Source organism: Aestuariispira insulae, from assembly GCF_003385955.1.
In the GTDB taxonomy this organism is placed as follows: Bacteria; Pseudomonadota; Alphaproteobacteria; order UBA8366; family Aestuariispiraceae; genus Aestuariispira; species Aestuariispira insulae.
The window spans coordinates 63,245-89,060 of sequence record NZ_QRDW01000004.1 but is presented as its reverse complement, the minus strand read 5'-3'; the positions used below and the strand labels follow the sequence as shown (position 1 = coordinate 89,060).

General features: G+C 53.5%; 19 protein-coding genes and 1 riboswitch. Of the genes, 1 reads left to right on the top strand and 18 read right to left on the bottom strand.

Going from position 1 to position 25,816, the window contains the following annotated elements; all coding sequences use genetic code 11:
• Position 1: 1 nt before the first annotated feature.
• From DFP90_RS11290 to DFP90_RS11230, 13 genes are all read right to left on the bottom strand, one after another.
• Positions 2 to 868, bottom strand: a complete 867-nt coding sequence (locus tag DFP90_RS11290; protein WP_115936599.1) for a nucleoside deaminase — start codon at positions 866 to 868, stop codon at positions 2 to 4.
• A gap of 113 nt (positions 869 to 981) precedes the next feature.
• Positions 982 to 3,723: a sensor histidine kinase gene (locus DFP90_RS11285; RefSeq protein WP_115936598.1), complete on the bottom strand. Its 2,742-nt coding sequence runs from the start codon at positions 3,721 to 3,723 to the stop codon at positions 982 to 984.
• Positions 3,723 to 3,980: a hypothetical protein gene (locus tag DFP90_RS11280; RefSeq protein WP_115936597.1), complete on the bottom strand. Its 258-nt coding sequence runs from the start codon at positions 3,978 to 3,980 to the stop codon at positions 3,723 to 3,725. The genes DFP90_RS11285 and DFP90_RS11280 overlap by 1 nt, the downstream gene beginning before the upstream one ends.
• A gap of 28 nt (positions 3,981 to 4,008) precedes the next feature.
• Positions 4,009 to 4,401 (bottom strand): response regulator transcription factor, encoded by a 393-nt coding sequence (locus tag DFP90_RS11275; protein ID WP_115936870.1) that lies wholly within the window; start codon positions 4,399 to 4,401, stop codon positions 4,009 to 4,011.
• Positions 4,402 to 4,616: 215 nt separating this feature from the next.
• Positions 4,617 to 6,563: an acetate--CoA ligase gene (gene acs / locus DFP90_RS11270; RefSeq protein WP_115936596.1), complete on the bottom strand. Its 1,947-nt coding sequence runs from the start codon at positions 6,561 to 6,563 to the stop codon at positions 4,617 to 4,619.
• Between the two features lie 471 nt (positions 6,564 to 7,034).
• Entirely contained in the window at positions 7,035 to 8,390 is a 1,356-nt protein-coding gene (locus DFP90_RS11265) for an 8-oxoguanine deaminase (RefSeq protein ID WP_181905308.1), read from the bottom strand.
• Between the two features lie 109 nt (positions 8,391 to 8,499).
• Positions 8,500 to 9,402 carry a LysR family transcriptional regulator gene (locus tag DFP90_RS11260; protein ID WP_115936594.1) on the bottom strand — a complete coding sequence of 301 codons (903 nt, stop codon included), beginning with the start codon at positions 9,400 to 9,402 and terminating at the stop codon, positions 8,500 to 8,502.
• Positions 9,403 to 9,519: 117 nt separating this feature from the next.
• Positions 9,520 to 10,980 (bottom strand): dihydropyrimidinase, encoded by a 1,461-nt coding sequence (gene hydA / locus DFP90_RS11255; RefSeq protein ID WP_115936593.1) that lies wholly within the window; start codon positions 10,978 to 10,980, stop codon positions 9,520 to 9,522.
• Between the two features lie 93 nt (positions 10,981 to 11,073).
• Entirely contained in the window at positions 11,074 to 12,585 is a 1,512-nt protein-coding gene (locus tag DFP90_RS11250) for an NCS1 family nucleobase:cation symporter-1 (protein ID WP_245957041.1), read from the bottom strand.
• Between the two features lie 212 nt (positions 12,586 to 12,797).
• Positions 12,798 to 13,661, bottom strand: a complete 864-nt coding sequence (locus DFP90_RS11245) for a nitrilase-related carbon-nitrogen hydrolase (RefSeq protein WP_115936869.1) — start codon at positions 13,659 to 13,661, stop codon at positions 12,798 to 12,800.
• A 392-nt stretch (positions 13,662 to 14,053) separates the two neighbouring features.
• Positions 14,054 to 15,334 carry a Zn-dependent hydrolase gene (locus DFP90_RS11240; protein ID WP_115936591.1) on the bottom strand — a complete coding sequence of 427 codons (1,281 nt, stop codon included), beginning with the start codon at positions 15,332 to 15,334 and terminating at the stop codon, positions 14,054 to 14,056.
• A 14-nt stretch (positions 15,335 to 15,348) separates the two neighbouring features.
• Positions 15,349 to 16,626, bottom strand: coding sequence for an NAD-dependent dihydropyrimidine dehydrogenase subunit PreA (gene preA / locus DFP90_RS11235; RefSeq protein WP_115936590.1), 1,278 nt, complete (start codon positions 16,624 to 16,626; stop codon positions 15,349 to 15,351).
• Positions 16,627 to 16,645: 19 nt separating this feature from the next.
• Positions 16,646 to 17,983: an FAD-dependent oxidoreductase gene (locus DFP90_RS11230; RefSeq protein ID WP_115936868.1), complete on the bottom strand. Its 1,338-nt coding sequence runs from the start codon at positions 17,981 to 17,983 to the stop codon at positions 16,646 to 16,648.
• 453 nt (positions 17,984 to 18,436) lie between these two features.
• Between DFP90_RS11230 and DFP90_RS11225 the strand changes: the two genes are divergently transcribed.
• Positions 18,437 to 19,615 carry a BaiN/RdsA family NAD(P)/FAD-dependent oxidoreductase gene (locus DFP90_RS11225; protein WP_115936589.1) on the top strand — a complete coding sequence of 393 codons (1,179 nt, stop codon included), beginning with the start codon at positions 18,437 to 18,439 and terminating at the stop codon, positions 19,613 to 19,615.
• A gap of 2 nt (positions 19,616 to 19,617) precedes the next feature.
• On the opposite strand, the gene DFP90_RS11220 is transcribed toward DFP90_RS11225, so the two are convergent.
• The 5 genes from DFP90_RS11220 to DFP90_RS11200 form a co-directional block, all read right to left on the bottom strand.
• Complete coding sequence (locus DFP90_RS11220) at positions 19,618 to 21,906, bottom strand: cyclic nucleotide-binding domain-containing protein (RefSeq protein ID WP_115936588.1); 2,289 nt, start codon at positions 21,904 to 21,906, stop codon at positions 19,618 to 19,620.
• 167 nt (positions 21,907 to 22,073) lie between these two features.
• Positions 22,074 to 22,742: a 3,4-dihydroxy-2-butanone-4-phosphate synthase gene (gene ribB, locus DFP90_RS11215; protein ID WP_115936587.1), complete on the bottom strand. Its 669-nt coding sequence runs from the start codon at positions 22,740 to 22,742 to the stop codon at positions 22,074 to 22,076.
• 115 nt (positions 22,743 to 22,857) lie between these two features.
• A riboswitch (FMN riboswitch) is annotated at positions 22,858 to 23,010 on the bottom strand.
• Positions 23,011 to 23,131: 121 nt separating this feature from the next.
• Complete coding sequence (locus DFP90_RS11210; protein WP_115936586.1) at positions 23,132 to 24,112, bottom strand: response regulator; 981 nt, start codon at positions 24,110 to 24,112, stop codon at positions 23,132 to 23,134.
• A 13-nt stretch (positions 24,113 to 24,125) separates the two neighbouring features.
• The gene (locus tag DFP90_RS11205) at positions 24,126 to 25,457 is read right to left on the bottom strand and encodes an ATP-binding response regulator (protein WP_115936585.1); all 1,332 of its coding nucleotides are present in this window, start codon (positions 25,455 to 25,457) and stop codon (positions 24,126 to 24,128) included.
• Between the two features lie 7 nt (positions 25,458 to 25,464).
• Positions 25,465 to 25,770, bottom strand: coding sequence for an STAS domain-containing protein (locus DFP90_RS11200; RefSeq protein WP_181905307.1), 306 nt, complete (start codon positions 25,768 to 25,770; stop codon positions 25,465 to 25,467).
• Positions 25,771 to 25,816 lie beyond the last annotated feature (46 nt).

Here is a 25,816-nt window from a genome sequence, read left to right as displayed (position 1 = left end):
ATCATTCGCCAAAAACCGCATCGCGCATGGTGGTGTCATTATAGCTTTCACGGAATTCCAGCGCATGTTCCAGCACCGCCTGGTTGCTGTCATTGGTTGGCGTAAACCCCTCCAGTTGGACGGCCGCTTCCCTGAAAACTTCAAACGCATCAACAGATCGCAGGAAGCGCGTTGCTCCGGGCCGTCTCGTCCCCTGTGCCGTGCCATCCCGACCAAACCGGCTGTATGCCTCCTCAATCTGGGAAAAAACCGGAAGGAAATCGGCTTTGATTGGCCTTGGTGCACCACTGCCACCCTCGTCACGATGAAGGTTGTAGAGAATATTGCCGATATGCCCCTGGCCCGGATCAACCTGCGCATAAACAACATTCTCGACATTAGCCAGATCCATGATCCCGCTGCATTGGGAGCAGGATTCAAGACTGGTATATACCGTATGGCCCTTCAGCACTTTCCAATAGCCGCTATTGCCCTGACCCGTTTTGAAATTCTTGCGGTTATAGAGCCGCAATGCCTTCCGTATCAGGCGGGTTTCCGCGTGTTCCGTGCTGTTATTATGCAAATGATTGTTGTTAAAGGCATATGTAACAATTGCGTTATCCTGGTTCACCAGCAAGGCGCCAATATTATGGCCAACATATTCGCTGAATTCCCGACCGGGTGCCGCCTGGCTATAGTCGGCCAATACCCGTGCGTCATTTTTGTATATGCACCAATTGTCATACACCAAAGTCAGAGTCAGCAGCATAAATATTTGATGCCGTTCTACCTCAGTATCCGTTAACGCAATATCCCAGATTTCGGTTAGTTCCGATACCGGCGTGGCAGCGGTCAGTTTAATCATTTCTTCCCCATATGAGTTACTCATCCCAGGCAGCAATCCCGTAAAACGAGAATTACCCAATTCCTCTCGGGGTTCAACCGGTAAATGGCCGGATTAATTGTTACTCGACTATGGGACGCAAAATCAGCGGTCGTACATCAGGCTGCCATTTCATTCCGGCTGACCGGGATTGAGAAACTAAACGCTGCACCGCCAAGGTCTCCCTCCTCCACCCAAATCCGCCCACCGAAAAAGGTGATGATCTGCCGGCAGATCGCCAGCCCCAGACCGGTTCCATGCGGCGCTTTATTCGATTCACCTGGCGAACGGTGAAACTTATCAAAGATCCTATCCCGGTTGGCGGCCGGAACGCCCTTGCCGTTATCCTGGACCGTCACCTGCAGGCCCGTTTCAACGACGGCAAGGGTAACCGCGATCCTGCCCTCCGGCTGGCCACAGAATTTCACAGCATTGGAAACCAGATTGATCAGAACCTGCATGAATTTGTCGCGATCCACCCGGACCATTGGCAGATTTTCAGGAAGATCCAGAATCAGATCCACATTCTTATCCTGCAGCAAACCATCCATCAGGGTCATTGTATCGCGCACAACAATGGCGGGATCCACATCTTCAACCGTCCATTGCATACGCCCGGCCTCCATCTTCGCCAAGTCAAGGATCTGATCGATCAACCGGGTCAGCCGTTCGCTGTCTTTAGCAATGACCGAAAGGAAATGATGCCGCTCCTCATCCGGTACATTCGGATTGTCGGAAAGAATCTCACTAAAGGCACGGATGGAGGTCAGCGGTGTCCGCAATTCGTGGCTGATCGTGGAGAGGAAATCATCCTTGAGCGCATCCAGTTCCTTCAATCGGTCATTGGCACGTTGCAACTGTCGGGTCGTATCCTCCAGTTCAATGGATTTCTGTTCCAGTTTTTTCGAATACTCAATGGCCTGGCTGGTTTCATCAATGATCCTATAGACCTCATCGATCCCGACGATTTCCCCTTTGACAATGGAACCGATCATCACCCGCGCGGTTGCCGATCCGATCGCTCCGGCCAACAGTTTTTCGGCATAATTCATCAACCCGCTATCGGCCACCTGCCCGCGCTTGAAAACCGTATCGTTGCGCCTGGCAAATTCTTCGAAAGCTTTTTGTGCCCGGGCTGAACCGACAAATCTGGATACCAGCTCTTCCAAATCGGCGACCGTCACTGTGCCTTCCCAATAATGGGATCCAGTCCGCCCTTCTGTATGTTTGAAAACATCAACAAACAACGTCCCCTGGATCCGTTCCAAGGGGCTTTGATGGGTCAGCAGGGAAATAATCACATAACTGCCGATATTGAGCAGCATACTCCAGAACAAAGCGTGGGAGAGCTGATCAAACCCTTCAAGGCCAAAAAGAGCATAGGGTTTCAGCAGGCCGATTTCCCAGGGGCCCTGTTCAATAAAACTGATTGGCAGCCAGCCGGACTGGGCAAAGGATGGCAGCAAGAGGGTATAGCACCAGGCCAAGAACCCCAGCGCCAACCCAACCATGGCACCGCGCCGCGCCGCGCCGGTCCAGAAAATGCCACCAATGATGGCTGGCGCGAATTGGGCCGCGGCCGCAAAGGAAACCAAGCCAATTGTCACCAGGGAATAGCTTTCACTGGCGATCCGGAAATAGCCATACCCCAGCAGCATGATCAGCAATATGCTGGTGCGCCGAATGATCAGCAGCAGCCTGGAAACGTCGCCCCCTTCGCGGACATGAACCCGTCCCCTATGGATCAGCAGGGGCATCACCAGATTGTTGCAAACCATTGTGGACAAAGCGATGGCAGCGACAATCACCATTGAGGTCGCAGCCGACAGGCCGCCAATAAAGGCAAACAGTGCCAAAGCCATTTGGTCATGAACGATCGGCAAGGTCAGCACGAACATATCCGCATCCGCCTGACCGCCGGAAAACAGCATCTTTCCACTCAGGGCGATCGGTAGGACAAAGATATTGATAACAAGCAGATATAGCGGAAACAGCCAAACAGCCTTTCGCATATGGCTTTCATCGACATTTTCAACAACCGTGATGTGAAACTGCCGCGGGAGACAGATGATAGCCGCCATCGACAAGAGGATCATGGTGATCCAACGACCATAGCCCCCTTCCCCACCGACAACCAGGTTTTGAGACAATTCGGGAATGGCCGCGGCTTTTTCAAACAAATCAGTGAAACCATTATGGATCCCATAGGTCACAAACAAGCCAACCGCGAGAAAAGCACATAGCTTCACCACCGATTCAAAAGCAATGGCCGCGACCATGCCATCATGATGTTCGCTGGGGTCGATATGGCGTGTACCAAACAGAATGGCGAATACCGCCAGCGCCAGCGCCACCACCAATGTAGTGTCAAAGGCAAACGGCCCGCCCGCTTCCAGTCCGGGCGCAACGCTTGGATAATTGAGCAGCAGAGTGAAACTTGTCGCGATGGATTTCAGCTGCAGAGAGATATAGGGCATTGTACCAAGCACCGCGATGATCGCCACAAGCCCGCCAAGAGCGGTACTTTTACCATAACGCGCTGAGATGAAATCCGCGATCGATGTGATCCGGTTCACCTTACAGATCCGGATGATCTTGATCCAGATGAAGGACCAGAGGATGAAAACCAGGGTTGGCCCCAGATAGATCGGCAGAAAATCCAATCCTGATTGCGCAGCCAAGCCCACGGAACCGTAAAAGGTCCATGAGGTACAGAAGACAGCAATAGAAAGCGTATAGATATAGGGGTTTGCCGCCAGGCTGCCGCCCATCTCAGCGCGCTTGTCTCCATAAAAGGCAATGGCAAACAGCAGCCCCAGATAGGCAAAGGAAACGCCGACAACCAGCCAGGTGGTGACCATCAGCTTTCTCCGCTTCGATCAGGCCCGGCTGTAACGCCGTCCTGATCCGGAATAACCATGCCCCGGCGTTTTTTGGCACTGATCGCAACCGCCAGAATAATGATTGCCCAAACGCCGAACAGGAACAAATAGGAGAGCGGAAATCCACCAACCAGCAGAGGACGATCAAACAGTTCCAGGATCGGCGGAAAAAAAGCCAACAGCCCAAAACAGAAGAGGGTTATCGACCATTCTTTTTTCCGACCGGTTCTTTTCATCTTAGGGCGTCCCGACCCATTTTATCCATCAGGAGGCCTGCGCGGAATCTGTCGTCAGCCCCAATAGCTGTCGGACCCGATCCCCCAGTTCCCGTGTCGAAAAAGGCTTGGTAATAAAATCATCCGCACCCAGTGCCAGCGCTTTTTCACGGTCCGCATCACGGCTTTTGGCGGACAGCATAATGATTTTTACTTTTTTGCAGCGCGGATCGGATTTGATCGTTTCACAAACCGTGAAGCCATCCGTCTTGGGCAGCATAATGTCCAACAGAACGATATCCGGCACCTTGCGGGTCACTTCTCGGACCGCTTTGTCACCATCTTCCGCCACCCGGACCGCAAAGCCAGCCTGTTTCATAATGAATTGCAAAGACAAGACGATATTTGGTTCATCTTCAACAACTAATACTGAATGCGACATCTGGTCGTCATCTCCCATCCCGCCACAGGGGCAACACCTGCTAGAAATCAGCCTTCCTGCCGTGACGGCGCATTTTGCGCCCTGGGGCTTAAGCGCCCTCTCTTCATGCCCGCATTTTAATGCAGCTGCATCCGTTCTGTCACGTCCTGTTGTCACCCATTCCCGCCAGCCTCACGGGCGGCCGTGCGGGTTGCGAGGCCCGGCACGCCATCTTGTTAGTCCTTCCTGTTCATCCGATGCGCGATCAAATCATCCACAACTGCCGGATCGGCCAGCGTGGATGTATCCCCCAGATTGCCGAAATCATCTTCAGCAATCTTACGCAGGATCCGGCGCATGATCTTGCCGGACCGGGTTTTCGGCAGACCTGGCGCCCATTGCAACAGATCCGGTGTTGCGATCGGGCCGATCTCATGGCGCACCCATTTTACCAATTCACCGCGCAGCCCATCAGTGGGCTCGATACCGGCCTTCAAGGTGACATAGACATAAATCCCCTGCCCCTTAAGATCATGCGGGTATCCAACCACGGCCGCTTCCGCCACTTTTTCATGGGCAACCAATGCGCTTTCAACCTCTGCCGTGCCCATCCGATGGCCGGAAACATTGATCACATCATCCACCCGGCCCGTGATCCAGTAATAACCGTCTTCATCGCGTCTTGCTCCATCGCCGGTAAAATAACGGCCCGGATAGGTGGTGAAATAGGTCTGGATGAAGCGCTCATGGTCACCATAGACGGTCCGCATCTGACCGGGCCAGCTGTCTTCCATGCAAAGATTACCCTCGCAGGCACCCTCCAGGGGATTACCGTCATGATCAACCATCAAGGGCTTTACCCCAAAAAACGGCCTGGTCGCCGACCCCGGTTTCAGATCGGTCGCACCCGGCAAGGGCGTGATCAGGATACCGCCGGTTTCCGTCTGCCACCAGGTATCGACTATCGGGCAGCGTTCATCACCCACCACCTTGTGATACCAGGACCAGGCCTCCGGATTGATCGGCTCGCCTACCGACCCCAGCAGCCGGATCGAAGATCTGTCCGTGCGTTTGACAAATTCCTCGCCTTCGCGCATCAGCGCCCGGATCGCCGTCGGCGCAGTATAGAAGATGTTCACTTTATGCTTCTCGCAAACCTGCCAGAAGCGCGATGCATCCGGATAGCTGGGCACGCCCTCGAACATGAGGGTAGTCGCCCCATTGGCCAGCGGCCCATAGACAATGTAGCTATGACCGGTGATCCAGCCCACATCCGCCGTGCACCAATAGATATCGCCATCATGGTAGTCAAAAACATACTGGTGGGTCATGGCGGCATAAACCAGATACCCACCGGAAGTATGCAGCACCCCTTTGGGCTGGCCGGTCGACCCCGATGTATAGAGAATAAAAAGCGGATCTTCCGCCTGCATTTCCACCGGTGGGCAGTCGGCAGAGGCCTTTTCCATTGCCTCGTGATACCAGACATCACGCCCTTCCACCCACTGGATATCCCCACCCGTGTGGCGCACAACGATACAGGTTGCACAATCCGGACAATGGGTCAGGGCCTCATCCACATTGGCCTTCAAGGGGATATGTTTGCCGCCGCGCACCCCTTCATCCGAGGTGATCACCGCATGGGAATCGCAATCGTTGATCCGTCCCGCCAGGGCATCAGGTGAGAATCCGCCGAACACAACGGAATGAACTGCGCCGATGCGCGCGCAAGCCAGCATCGCAACAGTCGCCTCCACAATCATCGGCATATAAATCGTGACCCGATCGCCTTTCCCAATGCCCTGCCCCTTCAGGACATTGGCAAATTTACAAACTTCCTCATGCAATTCACGATAGGTGACATCACGATGCTCTGAAGGATCATCCCCTTCCCAGATGATAGCGACCTGATCTCCACGTGTTTCAAGATGGCGATCCAGGCAATTCGCTGAGACATTCAGCGTACCATCATAAAACCAGCGAATATGCAGATCGTTGGCATCAAATGATACGTCTTTGACGTTGTTATAGGGCTTAATCCAATCCAGGCGCATGCCTTCGCGCTCCCAGAATGCCTCGGGATCCTCAATCGATTGACGATACATTTCCTGATATTTTTCATCATCAATCCAGCTTCTCGACCGCACATCAGCAGGAACTGGAAAACGATTATCGTCCAACATGAGTAGATTAACTCCCTACAAGAAATCCAACAAACAGCCGTAGCCCCCGGGGTGCCTGCGCCCCCGATTGGTCAAATCATTTGGTATCCGGCGAAAATCGTCGCCCTGCAGACATAAGATCCATGCCAGGAGCGTCGACAGCCCCAAAGCCCTTTTCTAAACAAGCCTCTCCCCTGTTCCGCCCGGAGACCTCATTATCTCCAGACGGACACAGAGGGACTTGGAAAGAGCGAACGTCTTTTCCGGCAAATCTGGCGCGGGATGATCTGCGGCCTTTTGGATCTGCCGATGTGAAACTCCCAAAATCAATCCGGAATGCCGAGTTCATTCTCTGTCTTTAGAAATCCCGATCGATTTGAGGATACGCTATCGGCAATATGTGAACATCTCAACAATGCATTGTTATTATTATATTATTTTGTTAATTTCTTTACGAAAAATTGGTATTATTTGTAAAGTTGTAAAGATATCCTACAAGAATGGTGCTTGCAGCTCATCCGCAGCCTGTTGATGACTGTGTAACAGCTCTTCCAAATCAAGACCTGGAATGCATCCGTCAATCACCCGCCAGCGCCCCTGCACCATGACACGGTCCGCCCTGTCGGCCCCGCAAAGCGGCAGCGCAGCAAGCGGATCGCCATTGCCGGAGAAACGCAGCTCATCAAGCTTGAACATAGCGAGATCCGCCTGACAACCAACCTCAAGACGGCCCAGATCCCTTCGCCCCAAACAATCCGCAGATCCGGCTGTTGCCCAACGGAAAGCATCCTTGTGACTGACACGGCCGGAGCCATAGCGCAAACGCTGGATCATGAGGGCCTGACGTACTTCCTGGATCAAATTGGAACCATCATTGGATGCAGAACCATCAACCCCCAGCCCAACAATGGCACCTGCGGCCTCCAGCTCCAGGTTACGGCAGATGCCGGATGCCAGCACCATATTGGATGACGGGCAGTGGGTGATGCCGACGCGCGCTTTCCCAAGCCTTGCAATCTCCTCATCATTGAAATGAATACCATGGGCCAGCCAGACATCATCTGCCATCCAGCCCACATGCTCCAGATAGTCCAGCGGTCGCATGCCGAAGGTTTTCAGGCAAAATTCGTTCTCATCCTCGGTTTCCGCCAGATGGGTATGCAGGCGCACGCCATGACGCCTAGCCAACCGCGCTGTTTGCCGCATCAGTTCAGTGGTGACGGAAAAAGGCGAACAAGGGGCCAGAGCAATCTGAACCATCGCCCCTTCCCCCGGCTCGTGATAGCGGGAAATTAGGCGTTCACTATCAAAGAGGATTGTCTCATCGCGCTGGACCGTGCTTTGCGGCGGCAAACCGCCATCCTCTTCGCCCAAGCTCATAGAGCCGCGTGTCAGTAACACGCGCAGGCCCAGCTGAGATGCTTCAGAAACCTGAATATCAATTGCTTCTTCCATGCCTTTGGGAAAAAGATAATGGTGATCCGCTGTTGTGGTACAGCCGGAAAGCAACAGCTCCGCCATCGCAAGCCGGCTGCCAAGCTGCATACGTTCCGGTGTCAACCCCGCCCAGATCGGATAGAGCGCCTTGAGCCAGGGAAACAATTCCTTGTCCAGCGCCGGCGGGCAGGCGCGGGTTAAAGTCTGATAAAAATGATGATGGGTGTTGATCAAACCCGGCAGCACCACATGCTGGCTGGCATCAAACACCTCCAGCGCTTCATTCGGCTCCAGGCAAGTTGGCTCCGCCCCGGCCGGAACAAGTTCCGCAATCCGGTCGCCCATGAGCAGCAAGCCGCCCCGCGCCTCCTCTTCGAGAATTGCCAGAGGGTTCCTGATCCAAATCGCCATAATGCTAATGTCCTGTCCTTATGTAAGCTTCCCCGACAAGATATTGGATAGAATAGCGTTTCGAATATTGCCAAGTTGCTAACAAAGCGTTGCAGAAAACGGTACAGCCTTATTCATTCATCATCAGCGCTTCCAGACGGCCTATAATCCGTGCCAGCACGGCATCTCGATCAAACAATAATTTCCTGTTCCGGGCAACGCACAGGGACAGCGGCTCGGTCAGCGGCATCTCGGCGTCAATTGCCCGGAAATGAAGCTCTTTCAATGTTAATTCACGATAAACATCCAATCGGGTCAGGATGGCCGCCCCCCGCCCACGCCGAACCAGACCTTTCACCGCTGCAATGGAATTGCATTGGCCAATTAGGCGTGGCTGGAACCCTTTGCGGTTCATCATTTCCGTCAGGGAAGCCTGCACCCCGAAGCTTTGCTCCAGCTGGACCAGAGGCAAATTTGAAACCTCTTCAAGAGCAATATCCCCCTCTCCCGTTTTCTGGTGAGAGACCAGACCCACCGGCCAATGGCTGATATGTTCGGTGATGATTTCCGCAAATGTCGGCACGTTGAAGGCCAAAATCACATCCAGCTCGCCCTTGGCCAGCCTGTCGGACAGTTCCGCTGTCCGGCCAATGCGCAAATCAAAGGACAGTCCTGGAAAGGCTGTGGCCAGATCGGCCAGCAAATCAGGGGCAAAATCCGCCGCGAGACATTCCACCACGCCCAAAATCACATGGCCGCCCTGCATACCTTTGAGCGCGGATATGGCATTGCGGGCCCGGTTATGGCCCAGCATAGCCTCCTGCAGGTCCGCCAGCAGGATCTCGCCGGCAGCGGTCATTTGCATGCCATCCGGTTTCCGGTCGAATAGTTCGACCTTCATCTCATATTCCAACTGCTTGATCTGCCGGTTGACCGAAGAGGGCGATGTGTTGAGCAGCCCTGCCGCCTTGCGGATGGAACCGGCCTGGGTGACGGCGATGAAACAGCGGGCGGATTGCGTGAATATCGGCATACAAAGAGAATTGCCGAGCCGATATCAAACTGCAACCACAAAGAAAAAGGACGCCCGGTCAAAGGCGTCCAGTTTGCGGCATCTGTGGGATGCTACAAGGTCGATTATGGTCTGGGGTCAGTCCGCCGCGTTGGACAGGCTGCGGTCCACAGCGGTCGGTTTATTCAATTCGGCCCGTTTTTTCATCGCTTCATAGTGAGTCGGGAATGGCGGCCGGTCCACGTAGCGGCCAGCGCCTTTCACCGCGCGCAGCTCCCCTTCCTTATAGGTGACCACGCCCCGGCTGATGGTGTGGGATGGATTGCCGGTCACTTCCATGCCTTCGAATATGTTGAAATCGATATTCTGGTGATGGGTTTTGGCGGAAATGGTCCTGGTTGCCGCCGGATCCCAAACCACGATATCCGCATCCGCACCAACCGAGATCGATCCCTTGCGTGGATGGATGTTAAAGATCTTGGCCGCGTTGGTGGAGGTGGCCGCGACAAATTCAGACGGCGTCAAACGGCCGGTATTGACCCCATGATGCCACAGGACCGCCATACGATCCTCGACACCGGCAGTGCCATTGGGAATCTTGGAGAAATCATCCTTGCCCGCCGCCTTCTGCTCCGCACAGAAACAGCAATGGTCCGTGGCAGTTGTCTGCAAGTTCCCGGACTGAAGCCCTTTCCAAAGCGCTTCCTGATGGCCTTTCGGGCGGAAGGGCGGCGACATGACATGGGCGGCCGCAAATTCGAAATCCGGATGGCGGTAGACACTGTCATCGATCAAAAGATGCCCGGCCAAAACCTCGCCAAAGACCCGCTGACCTTCGTTGCGCGCCCGGGTGATCTCATCCAATGCCTCTTCCGCCGAAACATGCACCAGATAGACCGGTGTGCCGATCACCTCCGCCAGTTTGATGGCCCTGTTCGCCGCCTCGCCTTCCGCTGCCGGCGGCCGTGAGAGCGGATGCGCCTCCGGCCCTGTAATGCCTTCGGCCAGCAGTTTTTTCTGCAGCTGGAAGACCAGCTCGCCATTTTCCGCATGACAGGTCGGGATCGCGCCCAGACTCAAGGCCTTGGTAAAACTGTTATAGAGGATCTCATCATCGGCCATAATGGCATTCTTATAGGCCATGAAATGCTTGAAACTGTTCACCCCATGGTCTCGCACCAGAGTTTCCATATCCTGATCCACGGTTTCATCCCACCAGGTCACCGCCACATGGAAAGAATAATCAGCCGCCGATTTTTCCGCCCAACCCATCCAGGTTTCATAGGCCTCCATCAGGCGCTGCTGCGGGTTGGGAATGACAAAATCAATGATCATGGTGGTGCCGCCCGCCATGGCGGCCGCCGTGCCGGTATAGAAATCCTCCGACGCCACGGTCCCCATGAAGGGAAGCTGCATATGGGTATGGGGGTCAATGCCGCCCGGCATCACATATTGCCCCCCGGCATCCACGATCTCTGCCCCGGCAGGCGCTTCCAGATTTTCACCGACCGCAACGATCTTGCCCGCTTCACAATAGACATCCGCGCGGCTTTCGCCTTCGGCGGTCACCACCGTGCCGCCCCTGATCAGAATGGACATGATCCTGTCTCCTTCCCCTTGGTTATGATTACTTTAACTCGAAAGGTACGGCCGGAATCCAAGGGTGAGAATCCGGCCAGCCCTCTCTTACAATCAGCTCCGTTTACCGCTCATCATGGCGAAATAGACAATCCCGGCGATGAGAAGCCCTACAAACCAGGCAAAATCATAAATTCCGGTGAAGAACGATGGTACGCTTTCAACAAAACCGGCCGCATTCAGGAAACCCGGCAGGTTGGGCAGGATACCAATGATAAGCGCGGTGATACCCGCCATGTTCCAGCCATTTCTACCGCCATAAATCCCATCATGCCGAAACAGATCGTCCACTTTCAGTTCGGTTTTGCGGATCAGGAAATAGTCCACGATCAGGATGCCTGCGATCGGTCCCAGCAAAGCTGAATATCCGATTAGCCAAGTAAAGATATAACCCTGGGTGCTTTCGATCAGTTTCCAAGGGAAAATCGCAATACCGATCGCTGCTGTGATATACCCCCCCATCTTGAAGGAAATCTTCTTAGGGCTGAGATTGGAAAAACCATGGGATGGAGCCACAACATTGGCTGCCAGATTTGTAGTCAGAGTGGCCACAACCAACGCAAACAGGGCAACCACTATACCAAAGCCTTCCATGCGCTCCGCAAGCTTAACCGGATCCCAGATCGCCTCACCATAGATCACCACGGTTGCGGAGGTTACTGCTACGCCGATGAATGCAAAGAGCGCCATCGGGATCGGCAGGCCGACTGCCTGGCCGAGGATCTGATCCTTCTGGCTTTTGGCATAACGGGTGAAATCCGGAATGTTCAAAGCCAGTGTAGCCCAAAACCCGACCATTGCAGTCAAACCCGGAATGAAAGCGCTCCAGAATTGGCCTTCCTTCTCCCCACCGGGGCCAAACGCACTCGGTGCAGACAACATTTCACCGAAACCACCCGCCTTCACATAGGCCCAGGCCAACAGCGCCAGCCCCATAAGCAGAAGGAACGGTGCCGCGTAGGTTTCCAGCCAGCGGATCGATTCCGTACCATGCCGAATGAACCAGAGATGCAACGCCCAAAACGCAAGAAAACTCAAGGTTTGTGCTGCATCAATACCGAGAAATGGAAGCGGTTCACCAGCAAAAGCATTACCAGATACGGCATTTAAGATTACATAAATGGCTGAGCCGCCTACCCAGGTTTGGATTCCGAACCAGCCGCATGCCACCAGACCACGGGCAACACCTGGAATCTTTGCACCGACTGTACCAAAGGATGACCTAAGCAGAACCGGGAATGGAATCCCGTGTTTCGTACCTGCGTGGCCGATTAACATCATGGGAACGGCTACAATCACGTTGCCGAGCAACACAGTGATTACCGCCTGCCACCAGGACATTCCGTCAGCCACCAGACTGGCGGCAATGAAATATGTTGGAACGCAAACCACCATACCAACCCATAAGGCGGCAATTGCTTTCCAGTCCCAAGTACGAGCCTCGGCCGACGCGGGCGCAAGGTCTTCGTTAAATAAATCCGGATCTGCACCCGCTATTTGTGAATGCGTCACCCCATATTCATCTGTAACAGTCCCTTGTCCTGCTACCGAAGCATTATCAGTCACGTGTCTATCTCCCAGATATGCGCGGACCTGTTTTCCCCGGACTTGCCTGTTGTCAGGTCTCTTCCCGAACATGTCCCGCCTTGCCGCACCGGTCCCCTCTTTGTCACCCCGCCGGTGTATCGGGGCGGGCCGGATGCTGCTCCCCGCATATGTTTTCTTGTTAGAGCAACCGGCCAGAAACGATTGAAACTGTTATACGATTCTCAAATTTGTCACAGTCCGGTCAGCGGCCCGTAAGTATCCGGCCTCCGATCCCTGAAAAACTGCCAGCTGTTACGAACTTCCTTGATCATGTCCATATCCATGTCATGGACGATCAGCTCATCCTTGTCGCGACTTGCGATCGCTTCAATCTGGCCGCGCGGGTTGACGAAATAGCTCTGGCCGTAAAACTCACCAATGTCCCAGGGCTGTTCGCGCCCAACCCGGTTGATCGCGCCGATATAGACCCCATTGGCCGCCGCCGACGCCGGTTGTTCCAGCTTCCAGAGATATTCGGAAACGCCAGCGACAGTGGCTGACGGATTGACGATATATTCCGCCCCGTTCAGCGCCAGCGCTCGCCAGCCTTCCGGAAAATGGCGGTCGTAACAGATATAGACACCCAATTTGCAATAGGCGGTCTCGAAGACCGGCCAATCTGATGCACCGGGCTTAAAGAAGAATTTCTCCCAGAAACCGGCAACCTGCGGGATATGGGTTTTGCGGTATTTACCAAGATATCGGCCATCCGCGTCAATCACGGCAGCTGTGTTGTAATAGACCCCGGTGATGTCTTCCTCATAGATCGGCACCACAATGACCATGTTATGTTTCTTAGCCATCTCGCACATGATCTGGGTCGTAACACCGTCGGGAATTTGTTCCGCAGCCGCATACCATTTGCTGTCCTGGCTGGGGCAGAAATAAGGCTGGGTGAAGACTTCCTGGAAACAGAGCACTTGGACGCCTTTGCGGCCAGCCTCTTCAACCAGCGGCAAATGAGCCTCCAGCATCGCATCGCGGATTTTTTCCGGACTGTCCGCCGTATCCCCTTTCAACCCCATTTGTATCAGACCGCCGCGCAACATCGTCATAAGCGAACTCTCCCCAAAACAGGCCTGCACAATCAGGCAGGCAAAGGAAAACGGTTCGGGCAATCAAGCCCGCGAAAAACTTCTTGATACTGCGGGGATGCGGACGATATCCGCCTGCTCTCCCCGGATACTCTTGGATGCTGAGAGGAATATGGAGGCTTAAACGCACTCCCTATCAAATCTTCCCTTTCATCCTGTTCTTGCAGGCCCTTTTCCGGTGTCTATTTGCTTGTGCAACCCGCACCGGTTTCATTTTTCACAGATGGACCTTGTGAATCAGGTTACACCCCTACTGACCAAACGGTCAACAATATTACAACCGATCTCCATTCCCTCAAACCGGGAAAAACGGGACCGCGGGATAGTCCCGCAGGTCCCAGTCGGGGTTGCCTCTATCCTTTTGAAATATTGAGTATTGTTTCATCTGCCTTGGCGATCATCGCCTGCAGCAGCACCTGGCCGCCGGCTTCTACCCATTCGGGTGTCGCATCCTCGATCTCGTTGTGGCTGATCCCGTCGACACAGGGGATGAAGATCATGCCTGTCGGCGTGACTTTGGAGAGATAACAGGCATCATGGCCTGCGCCGGAAACCATGTCCCGGTTGCTGTAGCCCATGATCTCCACCCCGTCGCGGACAGCCTGGACACAGGATGCTTCAAATTTAATCGGTGCATAATACCAGATCTGTTCAAAATCCATCTCCAGCCCGATTTCGTCACGGATATCCTCGACCGCTTCACGCAATTGCCCATCCATTTTAGCCAGGATCTCATCATCGGGATGGCGGAAATCAACGGTCAGGAAAACTTGGCCCGGGATCACATTCCTGGAATTGGGATGAACCTGCATCATCCCGACTGTCGCACAGGCATAGGGCTGGTTCGCCATGCCGATTCGATTGACCGCATCGACAATCCGGGCCGCCCCCAACAATGCATCTTTGCGCAAATTCATCGGGGTCGGCCCGGCATGGGCCTCCACCCCTGTTAAGGTAATTTCATACCAGCGCTGGCCCTGGGCATCAGTCACAACGCCAATGGTCTTTTCCTCATCCTCGAGTATCGGTCCCTGCTCGATATGAGCTTCGAAATAGGCACCGACCGGATGACCGTCAATGGTCGGCTCATCGGGGCCGTCATAGCCGATGCGCTTGATCTCTTCCCCCATGGTCTTGCCATCGACATCAGCCCGGCTGAGACCATATTCCAGGTCAAACACCTTAGCAAAAACGCCCGAAGAAACCATGGCTGGCGGGAAGCGCGAGCCTTCTTCATTGGTCCAAACGGCCACCTCCACCGGGGCTTCCGTTTCATAGCCCGCATCATTCAACGCGCGCACCACCTCCAGACCGGCCAGCACGCCATAGACCCCGTCAAAGCGGCCGCCGGTCGGCTGGCTATCCAGATGGCTGCCGGTTAGGATCGGCGGCAGGTCATTATTGCGGCCGGCACGCCGGGCAAAGATATTCCCCATCTTGTCAGTACGGATGGTGCATCCTGCATCCTCGCACCATTTAACGAAAAGATCGCGGCCCTCCTTATCTACATCAGTCAGGGCCAGGCGGCAGACACCGCCTTTTTCCGTCGCCCCGATCTTGGCCATTTCCATCAGGCTGTCCCAAAGGCGCTGTCCATTGATGCGCAGGTTCCTTGACTTTGCTTGTACGGTCATGATTTTGCCCTTCCCTATTCTGCCGCCTGTTTCATCGGATTAAGCGGATGTTCCGGCCAGGTGAGAGCCGGTTTGCCCGCACTCACTTCTTTCATGCTGATACAACCTTCCACCGGGCAGACATGCAGGCAGAGGTTACAGCCCACACATTCATCATCCACCACCTCAAACAGCTTGCCGCCGTCTTCCCTGGTTTTCATCAAGATCGCCTGATGGGAAGTGTCTTCACAGGCAATATGGCAGCGCCCGCATTCAATGCACTGATCCGGGTCGATCACCGCTTTGATGTCATAGTTCATATTCAGCTCGTTCCAGTCCTTGACCTGCGGAACGGCAGCCCCGGTGAATTCGGCGACGGATGTATAACCCTTTTCATCCATCCAGTCGGACATGCCGTCGATCAGGTCTTCAACAATGCGGAAGCCATAAACCATGGCCGCAGTGCAGACTTGGACCGCATTCGACCCCAGGGTCATGAATTCAACCGCGTCTTTCCAGTCGGTGATACCGCCGATGCCGGAGATATGCATATTGCCGGTATCCGGGCTCTTGGCGATCTCGGCCACCATGTTCAGCGCGATCGGCTTGACCGCCGATCCGCAATAGCCGCCATGGGTGCCGACACCATCCACAGTCGGTGTCGGAGCCATCTGATCCAGATCGACCGAGATGATGGAATTGACTGTGTTGATCAGCGAGACCGCATCCGCGCCGCCTTTATAAGCTGCTTCCGCAGACCAGAGAATATTGGTGATATTGGGAGTCAGTTTGGTGAAGACGGGAATGTCGACAGCCTCTTTCACCCATCGGGTCACCTGTTCCACCATTTCCGGCACCTGCCCGATGGCGGATCCCATGCCGCGTTCACACATGCCGTGCGGACAGCCAAGGTTCAATTCCAGCCCATGAACACCAGCATCCGCCACCTGACGGGCCAGATCCTGCCAATAGTGTTTTTCGACCGGCGCCATGATGGAACCGATGATCACCCGATCCGGCCATTCCTCGCGCACTTCCCGGATTTCCTGAAGGTTCACCTCCAGCGGCCTGTCGGTGATCAGCTCGATATTATTGATCCCCATGACCCGGCGCTTATGGTCATGATGCACGCCGTAGCGACTGGAAACATTGATCACCGGCGGATCAATCCCAAGGGTCTTCCAGACAACACCGCCCCAACCAGCTTCAAACGCACGGACAACATTGTATTTCTTGTCCGTGGGCGGTGCAGAGGCCAGCCAGAAGGGGTTGATGCTCTCAATACCGGCGATGGTGCATTTCAAATCAGCCATAGTCTCTAATCCCCTTCTCTCACATACCGGACAGATATTGGTCGATCGCATGGGCGGCCTGCTTGCCGTCCTCAACCGCCTGAACCGTTAGATCTTCGCCCGAGGCAACCGCATCACCACCAGCAAATACCCCGCCCATCGTGGTTTGGAATTTTTCATCAAGCACCAGTTTACCCCGATTGAGCTCAATACCATCCAATCCGGAAGGCAATAGTTTCTGGCCAACAGCTTTCAAAACCATGTCGGCTTTGACCTCATAGGTCTCTCCTGTGCCCATCAGTTTACCACCATCCAGCTCGGCCTTTTCAAAGACCATGCTCTCAACCTTGCCATTGCCCTTGATGCCGGATGGCATGGACCAATAGCGCACGATGACATCATTCAGTTTGGCCAGGTCCTGTTCAAAATCCGTTGCCCCCATCTGTTCGGCTCCGCGACGGTAGACCAGGGTGACCTCACCGGCCCCCAGCCGTTTTGCCTGAACCGCGGCATCAATGGCCGTATTACCGCCACCAATCACGATCACATTGTCACCGACCGCGACATCGCGCTTGTCCGGTGCCTGACGAATTTCTTCAATGAAGTCGATCGCGCTGTGAATGCCGTCCTTGTCTTCGCCTTCCAGCCCCAAATCATTCACATCGCCAAGACCAATACCGATAAAGACAGCATCATAATCCCGGCTCAGATCGGCAAGCAGCAGATTGTCGCCAAGGCGTTGTTCGTACTGGATGGTGATACCACCAATCTCCAATAAGAAATCCACTTCCTTCTGGGCAAAATCATTGGTCATTTTATAGGCGGCAAGACCATATTCATTCAGCCCCCCCGCCTTCGCCTTAGCCTCAAAAACAACCGCATCATGGCCTAACATCGCCAGGCGATGCGCGCAGGCCAGGCCCGCAGGCCCGGCCCCGACAACCGCAACCGTTTTGCCGCTCGAGGGTTTCCGGCCAAACGGGTGCGGCTTGTCCGCCTCCATGAAATGATCAACCGCGTAACGCTGCAACCGGCCAATCGGGACCGGCCCGCCCTCCAACTCATTGCAGACGCAGGCCTGTTCGCACAGGGTTTCCGTTGGACAGACACGTGCGCAGGTACCACCGAGGATGTTTTCTTCCAGAATCGTCTTTGCCGCGCCGTTGGGGTTGCCGGTCGAAATCTTCCGGATGAATGCCGGAATATCAATGCTGGTTGGGCAGGCAGTGGTGCAAGGTGCATCATAGCAATAAAGGCAGCGATTACTCTCGGTCATCGCCATCATTTCATTATAGGGCGGATGCAAATCATCAAAGCGGGCGGCCATTTCCGCCGCCGTTTCCGGTTTGCCGCTCAATCCCATGCGCTTGGTCGTCATTGTCGTCTCCCAAAGGCCGTCTTTAGCCAGATCCTGATATGCCCCCAGCGTGGAGACCAGACGAAATTTGGGAAAAGCGATCCCGACGACACCAACCAATGCGGGTGCCTGAGAATTTTCACTTATGGAGGTGCGATCCGGAGCTTTTGCCCTCTGTCTTGCGCCTCGATCCCGTTCGTCTCGCCTCTTGCTTGTGAATCATGCCTGTTGTCCATTTGGCATGAAGGGCGAATTTTCTACTTATGAGGAAAGTCTGACCTATGTTGATCATATGGTCAAGATGAATCTGACTATTTGGTCAGGAATAATTTCTTAATTCCACCAATACAGGACATTTTATTACCTCGACCCTAAAACAAATGGAAACTCCCCGATGCGCTTTACTCGTGACCTCTTACGCAAAAATCCTTATAAGCCTGTCCAGCCAGTAACTTTAAATAGACCGGAAAAACCTTGGAACAATTCCATACAATCATCGTCGGCGCTGGTGCAGCCGGTCTGTTCTGCGCCGCAACTGCGGGCCAGCGCGGCAGGAAGGTCCTGTTGCTGGACCATGCCAAGAAAGCCGGTGAGAAGATCAGAATCTCGGGCGGTGGCCGCTGCAACTTCACTAATTTGAATGCGGCCCCAGACAAATTCCTGTCCGGTAATCCCCATTTTTGCGTTTCCGCCCTGAAACGCTATACCCAGTGGGATTTCATCGACATGGTTCAAAACCATGGCATTGCCTATCATGAAAAAACGTTGGGCCAGCTGTTTTGCGACGGTTCCTCGCAACAAATCATCAATATGCTGCTCAAAGAATGCCGGAACGGATCCGTAGAGATCCGCCTGGAGCACAGCGTCATGAATGTCGAGAAGACAGATACTGGCTTCCTCCTTCAGACCAACCTGGGAAGGTTGGCGTCGGAAAGCCTGGTCATTGCAACCGGCGGAAAATCAATTCCCAAGATGGGTGCCACGGGATTCGGTTATGATATTGCCAGTCAGTTCGGCCTGGATGTGGTTGATACCAGGGCCGGTCTTGTCCCTTTGCGTTTCGGTGAAGACCTCTTGGATCAAACAAACGGCCTTTCCGGTGTCGCCACCGAGGCTGTCGCGAGTTGTAACAAAAAGTCCTTCCGTGAGGCCCTGCTCTTCACCCATCGCGGCTTAAGCGGTCCGGTCATTTTGCAAATCTCGTCCTATTGGCGTCCGGGAGAAGCCATCACCATCAATCTCGCCCCGGACATAGATATGTTCCAGCGTTTTAAGATTGCAAAGGAATCCAATCCAAAACAGTCCCCACAGACGATACTGGCAGAAACCCTGCCAAAACGATTGGCACAGAAATTTGCAGAAATGCACAATTGCAGCCAGGTCTTGGCCGAAACGCCGGATAAGAAACTGCGCGCCCTTGCCGGCCAGGTGAATGATTGGTCGATCAAGCCATGCGGCGATGAAGGCTATCGGACGGCAGAAGTGACCCTTGGTGGAGTCGACACAAAGGAATTATCATCCAAGACTTTCGAGTCCCGCAAAATACCCGGTTTGTTTTTCATCGGCGAAGTTGTTGATGTGACGGGTCATCTGGGCGGATACAATTTCCAATGGGCCTGGTCATCCGGCCATTGTGCCGGCCAGTTTATATAATCTTACCCAGCGGCTTTTTTGTTGGAATGCCGGGCGCGGCTCCCCGCAGACGCTGCGGTAGTCTCCAGGGCCTTCTTGTGGAACTTTTTCTGACAGTCCAAGGCTTTTTCAAGCCTTTGAAGGAACGTTTCATACAGTTTCCATTGGATGATTGGAATATCGGCCAGGATTCTGGCGGGTATCCTGTAGGCGACGATATCTTCCTCGACAATGAACTGATAGGTTTCAGGTGCTTTGAAAACCGCCTGATCCTCGCCGAAGAAATCACCTTTGCGGATTTCAGCAATATCCTCGCCCGCGCATGTCAGCCGGGCCCGTCCGGATCGTAGAATTGTCAGCGGCGTGGTTTCATCCACCTCGATCACCTGGCCTTGCTTCAAATCCATCAGTTCCAGAGTCGCGGCTACCCGGTTTTGAACCGCATAGCTTAAAGCTTCTCCCAACAGCCAGGTTTCGCGCATGAATTCTCGACCTTCCATTAGGGTCGATATCGATTCGAACAGATTATTTTTCTTCACAAGATCCAGATACAGATCGCATGGAATTTCAAGGGCTTCGACAAAGCTAAGAGCCCGGTAGGTACCCATGGTCGGTACCTGATGCAAGCCGGAGATTTCACCGACCAGAGATCCCGCCGACATTGGATGGGCAATATCGTCACTGGAAAAGATCACCTCAACATTCCCTGTCAGCAGGAGATAGATATTCTCAATCCGCTGCCCCTCTTTGAGCAAAATCGTCTCAGGAATGAAGGTCACGATATCATGGTTCAGCAACGTGTTGACCATATGATCGGGCGCGTCCGGCAGGTAACCGCGCAGAAACGAGTCCGCAAATTGCCGGACATAGTTAGACCTGGTTTCCAGAAGCGAGTCTCTTGTGCCAAAAGAAGCCCCTGAACCGATCCGCCGCTGTTCGGGTGTCAAAGGAAGCGCCGTGTGGGACAGGATAATCTTATCCGACTGATCATCGGTGAAATCCAAGGCATTGCCGTGGATCATCCCGCCACCGATATCCAGCTTTTTCAAGGTCGCCGGGGTCAGATAATCCGCCTTTACTTTCTTCAGCATTTTCGCAGAAATTCCCGGCGCATCGGGATCATCGGTCACCATAGCCTCCAAAACCTTGAAAGAGGCGATATCAGCAAAATGTGCATAGGTCTTGTAACCGTTCCGGCCCAAAGCCCGGAATTTGAAGACTGTGGTTTCAACCGGATGGGGCGAGAGTATCGGCATGACTTCCAGCCCGTCAATTTCGTTCCAGTCGCCCATTTCCAAATCATGGACATGGAAGAAAGTTGTAAAGCGTCCTTCCGCCATGGACATCAAAGCCGCGATTTTCTTGGTCACCGACGCCCGCACCATCGGCGTCGCAAAAAACTTCACCTTGTGATCCGACCGGATAAAGGATAGCAGCCCGGCAAAATGATCATCATGGGAATGGGTCTGGAAGATGCCTTCCACTTCGTTGATGCCGATGCCCAGAGCAATCAGAATCTCACGCATATTCGGGCCCGCATCCACCAGATAGACCTTGCCCTGATAAATGATCACACTCGACATGGACGGTCGGTTAACATCCCAACCATCGCCATTGCCGGAATGCACGACGGAGAAGGCCTCACGCTTGACCTTGTGATGGTCCAGCGGATAGGCGGTTTCATATTTTTCATCACTTTTCAGATTCAGGTTCACCTGAACCTTGTCTTCTAAGTAACTGACTTCAAATATGTTATTCTCCAGCCTTTCAATCATCACGCCGTCGCGGATCTCAACCTTTCGGGTACCGATAAACTGATTGTCCAGCAGGTCGCGCGGGCTTCGGATTTCTCCAAAGGCAAAGCGCAGTTTCAACCGCATCAGGTCGTGGGCCAGTTTGGGTGAAATGCCAGTAGCCATGATTTCTTCTTTTGAAATCAAGCCGTAGTTACCTCGATAGATATATTCCATCTGCGCGGTAACCTGCTCGCGCGAACCGATCAATAAGGGCTTCACACCCTTGTTATTCGGATGCCCTGGCAAAATCATGCCCTGGCGGTAGAGCATCTGCAGAACCGGGAATTCTCCCATGTTGCAGAAATTTCCCTTCTGGATCATGGTATCGGACAGAAGGATCACATTGGGGCCGGTCTCAAATTCCACACCGTCCTTTTCGGTCGGCACGATCAGGCCACGGCGCATCAAATGTTTGACACTATCCGCCGGGCAGCCGCATAGCATCCGAAGTCCGACTTCCGGGACTTCGACCCAATCTATGCCGGTCGACACCTTGATTTTCCTCAGTCCCGTCATGCGGTTCCTGTTTTTCTATACCCTGCAACCATTTCTAACGCCAATCCGGCGGGAGTTTGCCCCTTTGATCCTATTCCAGGTTATCTCAATAAATCCCTAAAATATTGTGAGTTTTATCAATCGCGCCGGCATCCTCAATAATAGAGGATGCCGGCGCAACCCGATGATCACACGGCCATTTTCTGTTGGCTGAGGCGAAATGAAACCAGATCTTCGATCGAAACGACGGGCATTTCATGGGTTTTCCCGAACTGAACGATCTCCGGCAGGCGGGCCATGGTGCCATCTGGGTTGGTTAACTCACACAAGACACCTGCTGGTGTACGCCCGGCCATGGCCACCAAATCAATGGTGGCTTCGGTATGCCCGCGCCGTGTCAAAACACCGCCGGCCTGTGCCCGCAACGGAAACACATGGCCCGGCCTTGCCAGGTCATCCGGACGGCAATCAGCAGCGATCGCGGTTTTTACGGTGGTGACCCGATCTGCAGCTGAAACACCGGTCGTCACCCCCTTTTTGGCCTCAATGGTGACAGTGAAAGCAGTCCCCATGGAGCTGTCGTTATGTTCCACCATTGGCGGAAGTTGCAAACGGCTGGCGGTTTCATCTGTCAGGCAAAGACAGACAATGCCACTGCATTCCCGGATAAGCACAGCCATTTGCGCCTCGGTCAGGCTATCTGCGGCAAAAATGATATCGCCTTCATTTTCCCGGTCTTCGTCATCCACAACCAAAACACCCCGGCCCGCACGCAGGGCTTCAAGGGCCAGTTCCACGCGTGTGAATGGATCACCGAACTGATCAAGAAGGGATTGGTTTTCTGCGATCTGACTCATGGTTGGTACTCCATACCTATCGTTAACCAGAATCAGGGCATTTTGGAGAGTCGTCCGTAACAGAATCGTCACATGACAATTGGCAGGACCAGGCCATAAAGCCCGGTTCCTAAAAACCCATTCTCTACCATCCGGACTATTACCGTCGGCTCCGGCCTCTCACCGGATCTGCTGACCCTGTTGCAAAATGCATCAGGCGCTCGCGGGCTCTCCGGCTCAAATCCGGAATACCGCCGGTCAGGAATTGCACCCTGCCCTGAGAATAAGCTGCCCCCTATTGGGAACGATTTCGAGACTAGAGAGAGGATCACGCTTCTTCAATGGAAATAACGACCAAAACTGGAAGATCTGCGCTCTGGGGACCTAAACCTCTGCCGGGCTGGTCGCTTTCAACCTAATATGGTCACGCTGTTACCGATTTCATTATAACTCAGCTCCTTGAAGGCCATATTGACCGCAATCGCAATCCCTCGCCCATGCCGCTCTTCGGATTGCTGTATGCCCCCTTCCAGAAAGGGCTTCCAATCAAACCCCTCACCTTCATCAGATATGACCACAAGGGCCTGACCGTCTTTTTTACGATAATCCACGGTCACCCATCTTTGGTTAAAGGGCGAACTGTGCAGACGCCGCTCAATCTCCTGATGCCATATACCATCGGCCAACAATTTGGTTTTCAGACCGAAATCAATACCGAGATTGCCATGTTCAATTGCATTGTAAAACAGCTCCACCAGCCCAATCCCTGCTGTCTCAGGGTCTTCAAACCCATGGGAAAGAAAAACCGCGACACTTGAAGCCTCTTTCGGGCTCTGAAAACGAAAATGCGCCTCTTCCAGAAAAGGGGTGAGCTTGCGCGGCAAACTCGCCAACTTCAGAAATCTTTGATGGCGCCCGGCCAGGTCTGTTAAGAACTCATCCTTGTCGACATCGGCATTGTTCTCCGATTGCAGGACAAAAAATTCGTTCACACGATCGCGGAAATGCTTTTGGATATTCTTATGCAGCCCAAGCTGACTATTGATCGCTGCAATCAGGATCTTGAAATCACATGGTTTTTTAAGAAAATTGATTGCGCCGGCAGAGCGCAATGTCAGCTCGGTTCTCTTGTCGGACATAGCCGTCAGCATGATGACTGGCACTGTCGAAAGCCCGCTGCCTTCCTGTTGCAAAGCCTTAACCAGTTCCGCGCCATCCATTACCGGCATGGAGAAATCAGACAGGATCAAATCCGGACTATTTTGCTTAGCCAGTTCAAGCGCCTGCTGGCCGTTTTCGGCCATAATGACCTCAAAACCGGAATCAACCAATTCTTCGGCCAGGATATCGCGAAGAATTTCTTCATCTTCCGCAACCAAGATCCTCGGCATCAGATTTTCCTCATCAGCGTTTCAGGGGGAGACGCACGGAAAAAACACTGCCCTTCCCCTTTGTACTTTTGACCGACACATCCCCCTTGTGCTTTTGCGCCAGTTTCCGGACCAGGTAGAGCCCAAGGCCGGTGCCGCTTATCCCGGAAACATTGCTGCCTCGGTAAAATTGCCGAAAAATATTCCCCTGATCATTATCTTCAATTCCGATCCCATGATCGCGCACGGAAATTATGATGGCATTTTCATCGCTGCGACCGGAAATCTCTACGGGCTTGCCGTCCGGTGAGTATTTCAGAGCATTGGAAATCAGGTTGGAGACAATGTGGTTCAATGCCTCACGATCTGCGCTGATATGGTCCGGCAGACCATCTATATCTAATTTCAGTTCTCGATCACTATCCATGTCGGCGAATTTGGAAACCAGCCGGGTCAGTTCCGCCTTGAGGTCCAGATCCACTGGATGAAAGTCCAGCATATCCCCATCAAGCGCAGCCCCGGCATGCAACAGTTCCAGACATTCTTCCAACCGGGCAATCGCGCTGCGGATCTGATCATATTTTTTTACGGCATAATCGGTAGAGCTTTGCCCTACATTCCGGATCAACCTTTGAACCAGGCCGTCGATGATCGCGACCGGCGTTCGGATTTCATGGCTGGTGACGGAAACAAACTGGCGCAGTGCGTTGGTCATTTCCTTTTGTTGTTTTAACGCACTTTCCAGTTTCGCGTTTTTAATCATCAACTGCTGCTCCGCTTCCAGCAACTGATGCTCCTTTGCCTGCCGCATCTCAATCTCAGATTTTAAGCCACGGGTCTGGTTTTCCACCAGATCTTCCAATTTTTCTTGATATTGCCTCAGGTTAACCAAGTCTCGATAAGAGCGCAGCACCGACACCATCATGGTAAACATCTTACGATAGCTTAAGTCGGTCTTTTCCTTGTAGTCGTTGATATCATATTTAATCACGACTTCTCGCTCCGGAGCCTGGCCCGGCTGTCCAGTGCGCAATACAATCCTGACTTCCTGGTTTTCAAGAACTTCCCTAATCCATCGGGCGACATCCAGCCCCTCATGTTCGCTTTCCATCGTCACATCAAGCAGAACCAGGGCAATGTCATTCTCGCGACTGAGAATCTCGCGGGCCTCACGCCCGGAAGTCGCGCTTAAAAATTCGAGGCGGCGCCCTTCAAAAACGAAATCATTCAACGCCAGCTTAGTCGCCGAAATCACATTAATCTCGTCATCCACCACAAGAATTTTCCAAACCCCATCTGATACGGCATCCGTTCCGGCACCGTCCTCATCATCGATCAGGAAATCCTCTTCCAATGGATCATTCATCGAAACGTTATTCTTCCAGCGCGAGCTGTTTGCTGATTTCGGTATATTTCAACATCTTGGCTACCTGACCCTGCGGTTTCAAAAAGGTCAGGGTCCAACCGTTTTTCTTTGCCCGATCCGTAAGCAGAAGCAAAAGACCCAGGCCGGAGGAATCGATAAATTCAAGCCCGCTAAGGTCACATGAAATGTTTGACGTACCGCCCGTCGAGAGTTCCTCAATCAAATCGTTAAAGCTGCCATGGTCGTTGAACGTAAGCTCCCCGTATAGCTTTACAGCTTTAGCACCGTTTTCATCATCCGCGTCGTAATACATCCTGGACCCTTCAAATTTAATCAGTTTAACCCAACCCTCATCCCGC

Coding starts and splice junctions, on each gene's coding strand:
- DFP90_RS11280 (WP_115936597.1), bottom strand. CDS start 3,980: ATGAAAAGAACCGGTCGGAAAAAAGAATGGTCGATAACCCTCTTCTGT.
- DFP90_RS11285 (WP_115936598.1), bottom strand. CDS start 3,723: ATGGTCACCACCTGGCTGGTTGTCGGCGTTTCCTTTGCCTATCTGGGG.
- DFP90_RS11240 (WP_115936591.1), bottom strand. CDS start 15,334: ATGACCGTACAAGCAAAGTCAAGGAACCTGCGCATCAATGGACAGCGC.
- DFP90_RS11220 (WP_115936588.1), bottom strand. CDS start 21,906: ATGACGGGACTGAGGAAAATCAAGGTGTCGACCGGCATAGATTGGGTC.
- preA (WP_115936590.1), bottom strand. CDS start 16,626: ATGGCTGATTTGAAATGCACCATCGCCGGTATTGAGAGCATCAACCCC.
- DFP90_RS11210 (WP_115936586.1), bottom strand. CDS start 24,112: ATGCCGAGGATCTTGGTTGCGGAAGATGAAGAAATTCTTCGCGATATC.
- acs (WP_115936596.1), bottom strand. CDS start 6,563: ATGTTGGACGATAATCGTTTTCCAGTTCCTGCTGATGTGCGGTCGAGA.
- DFP90_RS11275 (WP_115936870.1), bottom strand. CDS start 4,401: ATGTCGCATTCAGTATTAGTTGTTGAAGATGAACCAAATATCGTCTTG.
- DFP90_RS11265 (WP_181905308.1), bottom strand. CDS start 8,390: ATGGCGATTTGGATCAGGAACCCTCTGGCAATTCTCGAAGAGGAGGCG.
- DFP90_RS11230 (WP_115936868.1), bottom strand. CDS start 17,983: ATGACGACCAAGCGCATGGGATTGAGCGGCAAACCGGAAACGGCGGCG.
- DFP90_RS11290 (WP_115936599.1), bottom strand. CDS start 868: ATGAGTAACTCATATGGGGAAGAAATGATTAAACTGACCGCTGCCACG.
- ribB (WP_115936587.1), bottom strand. CDS start 22,742: ATGAGTCAGATCGCAGAAAACCAATCCCTTCTTGATCAGTTCGGTGAT.
- DFP90_RS11205 (WP_115936585.1), bottom strand. CDS start 25,457: ATGAATGATCCATTGGAAGAGGATTTCCTGATCGATGATGAGGACGGT.
- hydA (WP_115936593.1), bottom strand. CDS start 10,980: ATGTCCATTCTGATCAGGGGCGGCACGGTGGTGACCGCCGAAGGCGAA.
- DFP90_RS11200 (WP_181905307.1), bottom strand. CDS start 25,770: ATGTATTACGACGCGGATGATGAAAACGGTGCTAAAGCTGTAAAGCTA.
- DFP90_RS11260 (WP_115936594.1), bottom strand. CDS start 9,402: ATGCCGATATTCACGCAATCCGCCCGCTGTTTCATCGCCGTCACCCAG.
- DFP90_RS11245 (WP_115936869.1), bottom strand. CDS start 13,661: ATGACGATGTTGCGCGGCGGTCTGATACAAATGGGGTTGAAAGGGGAT.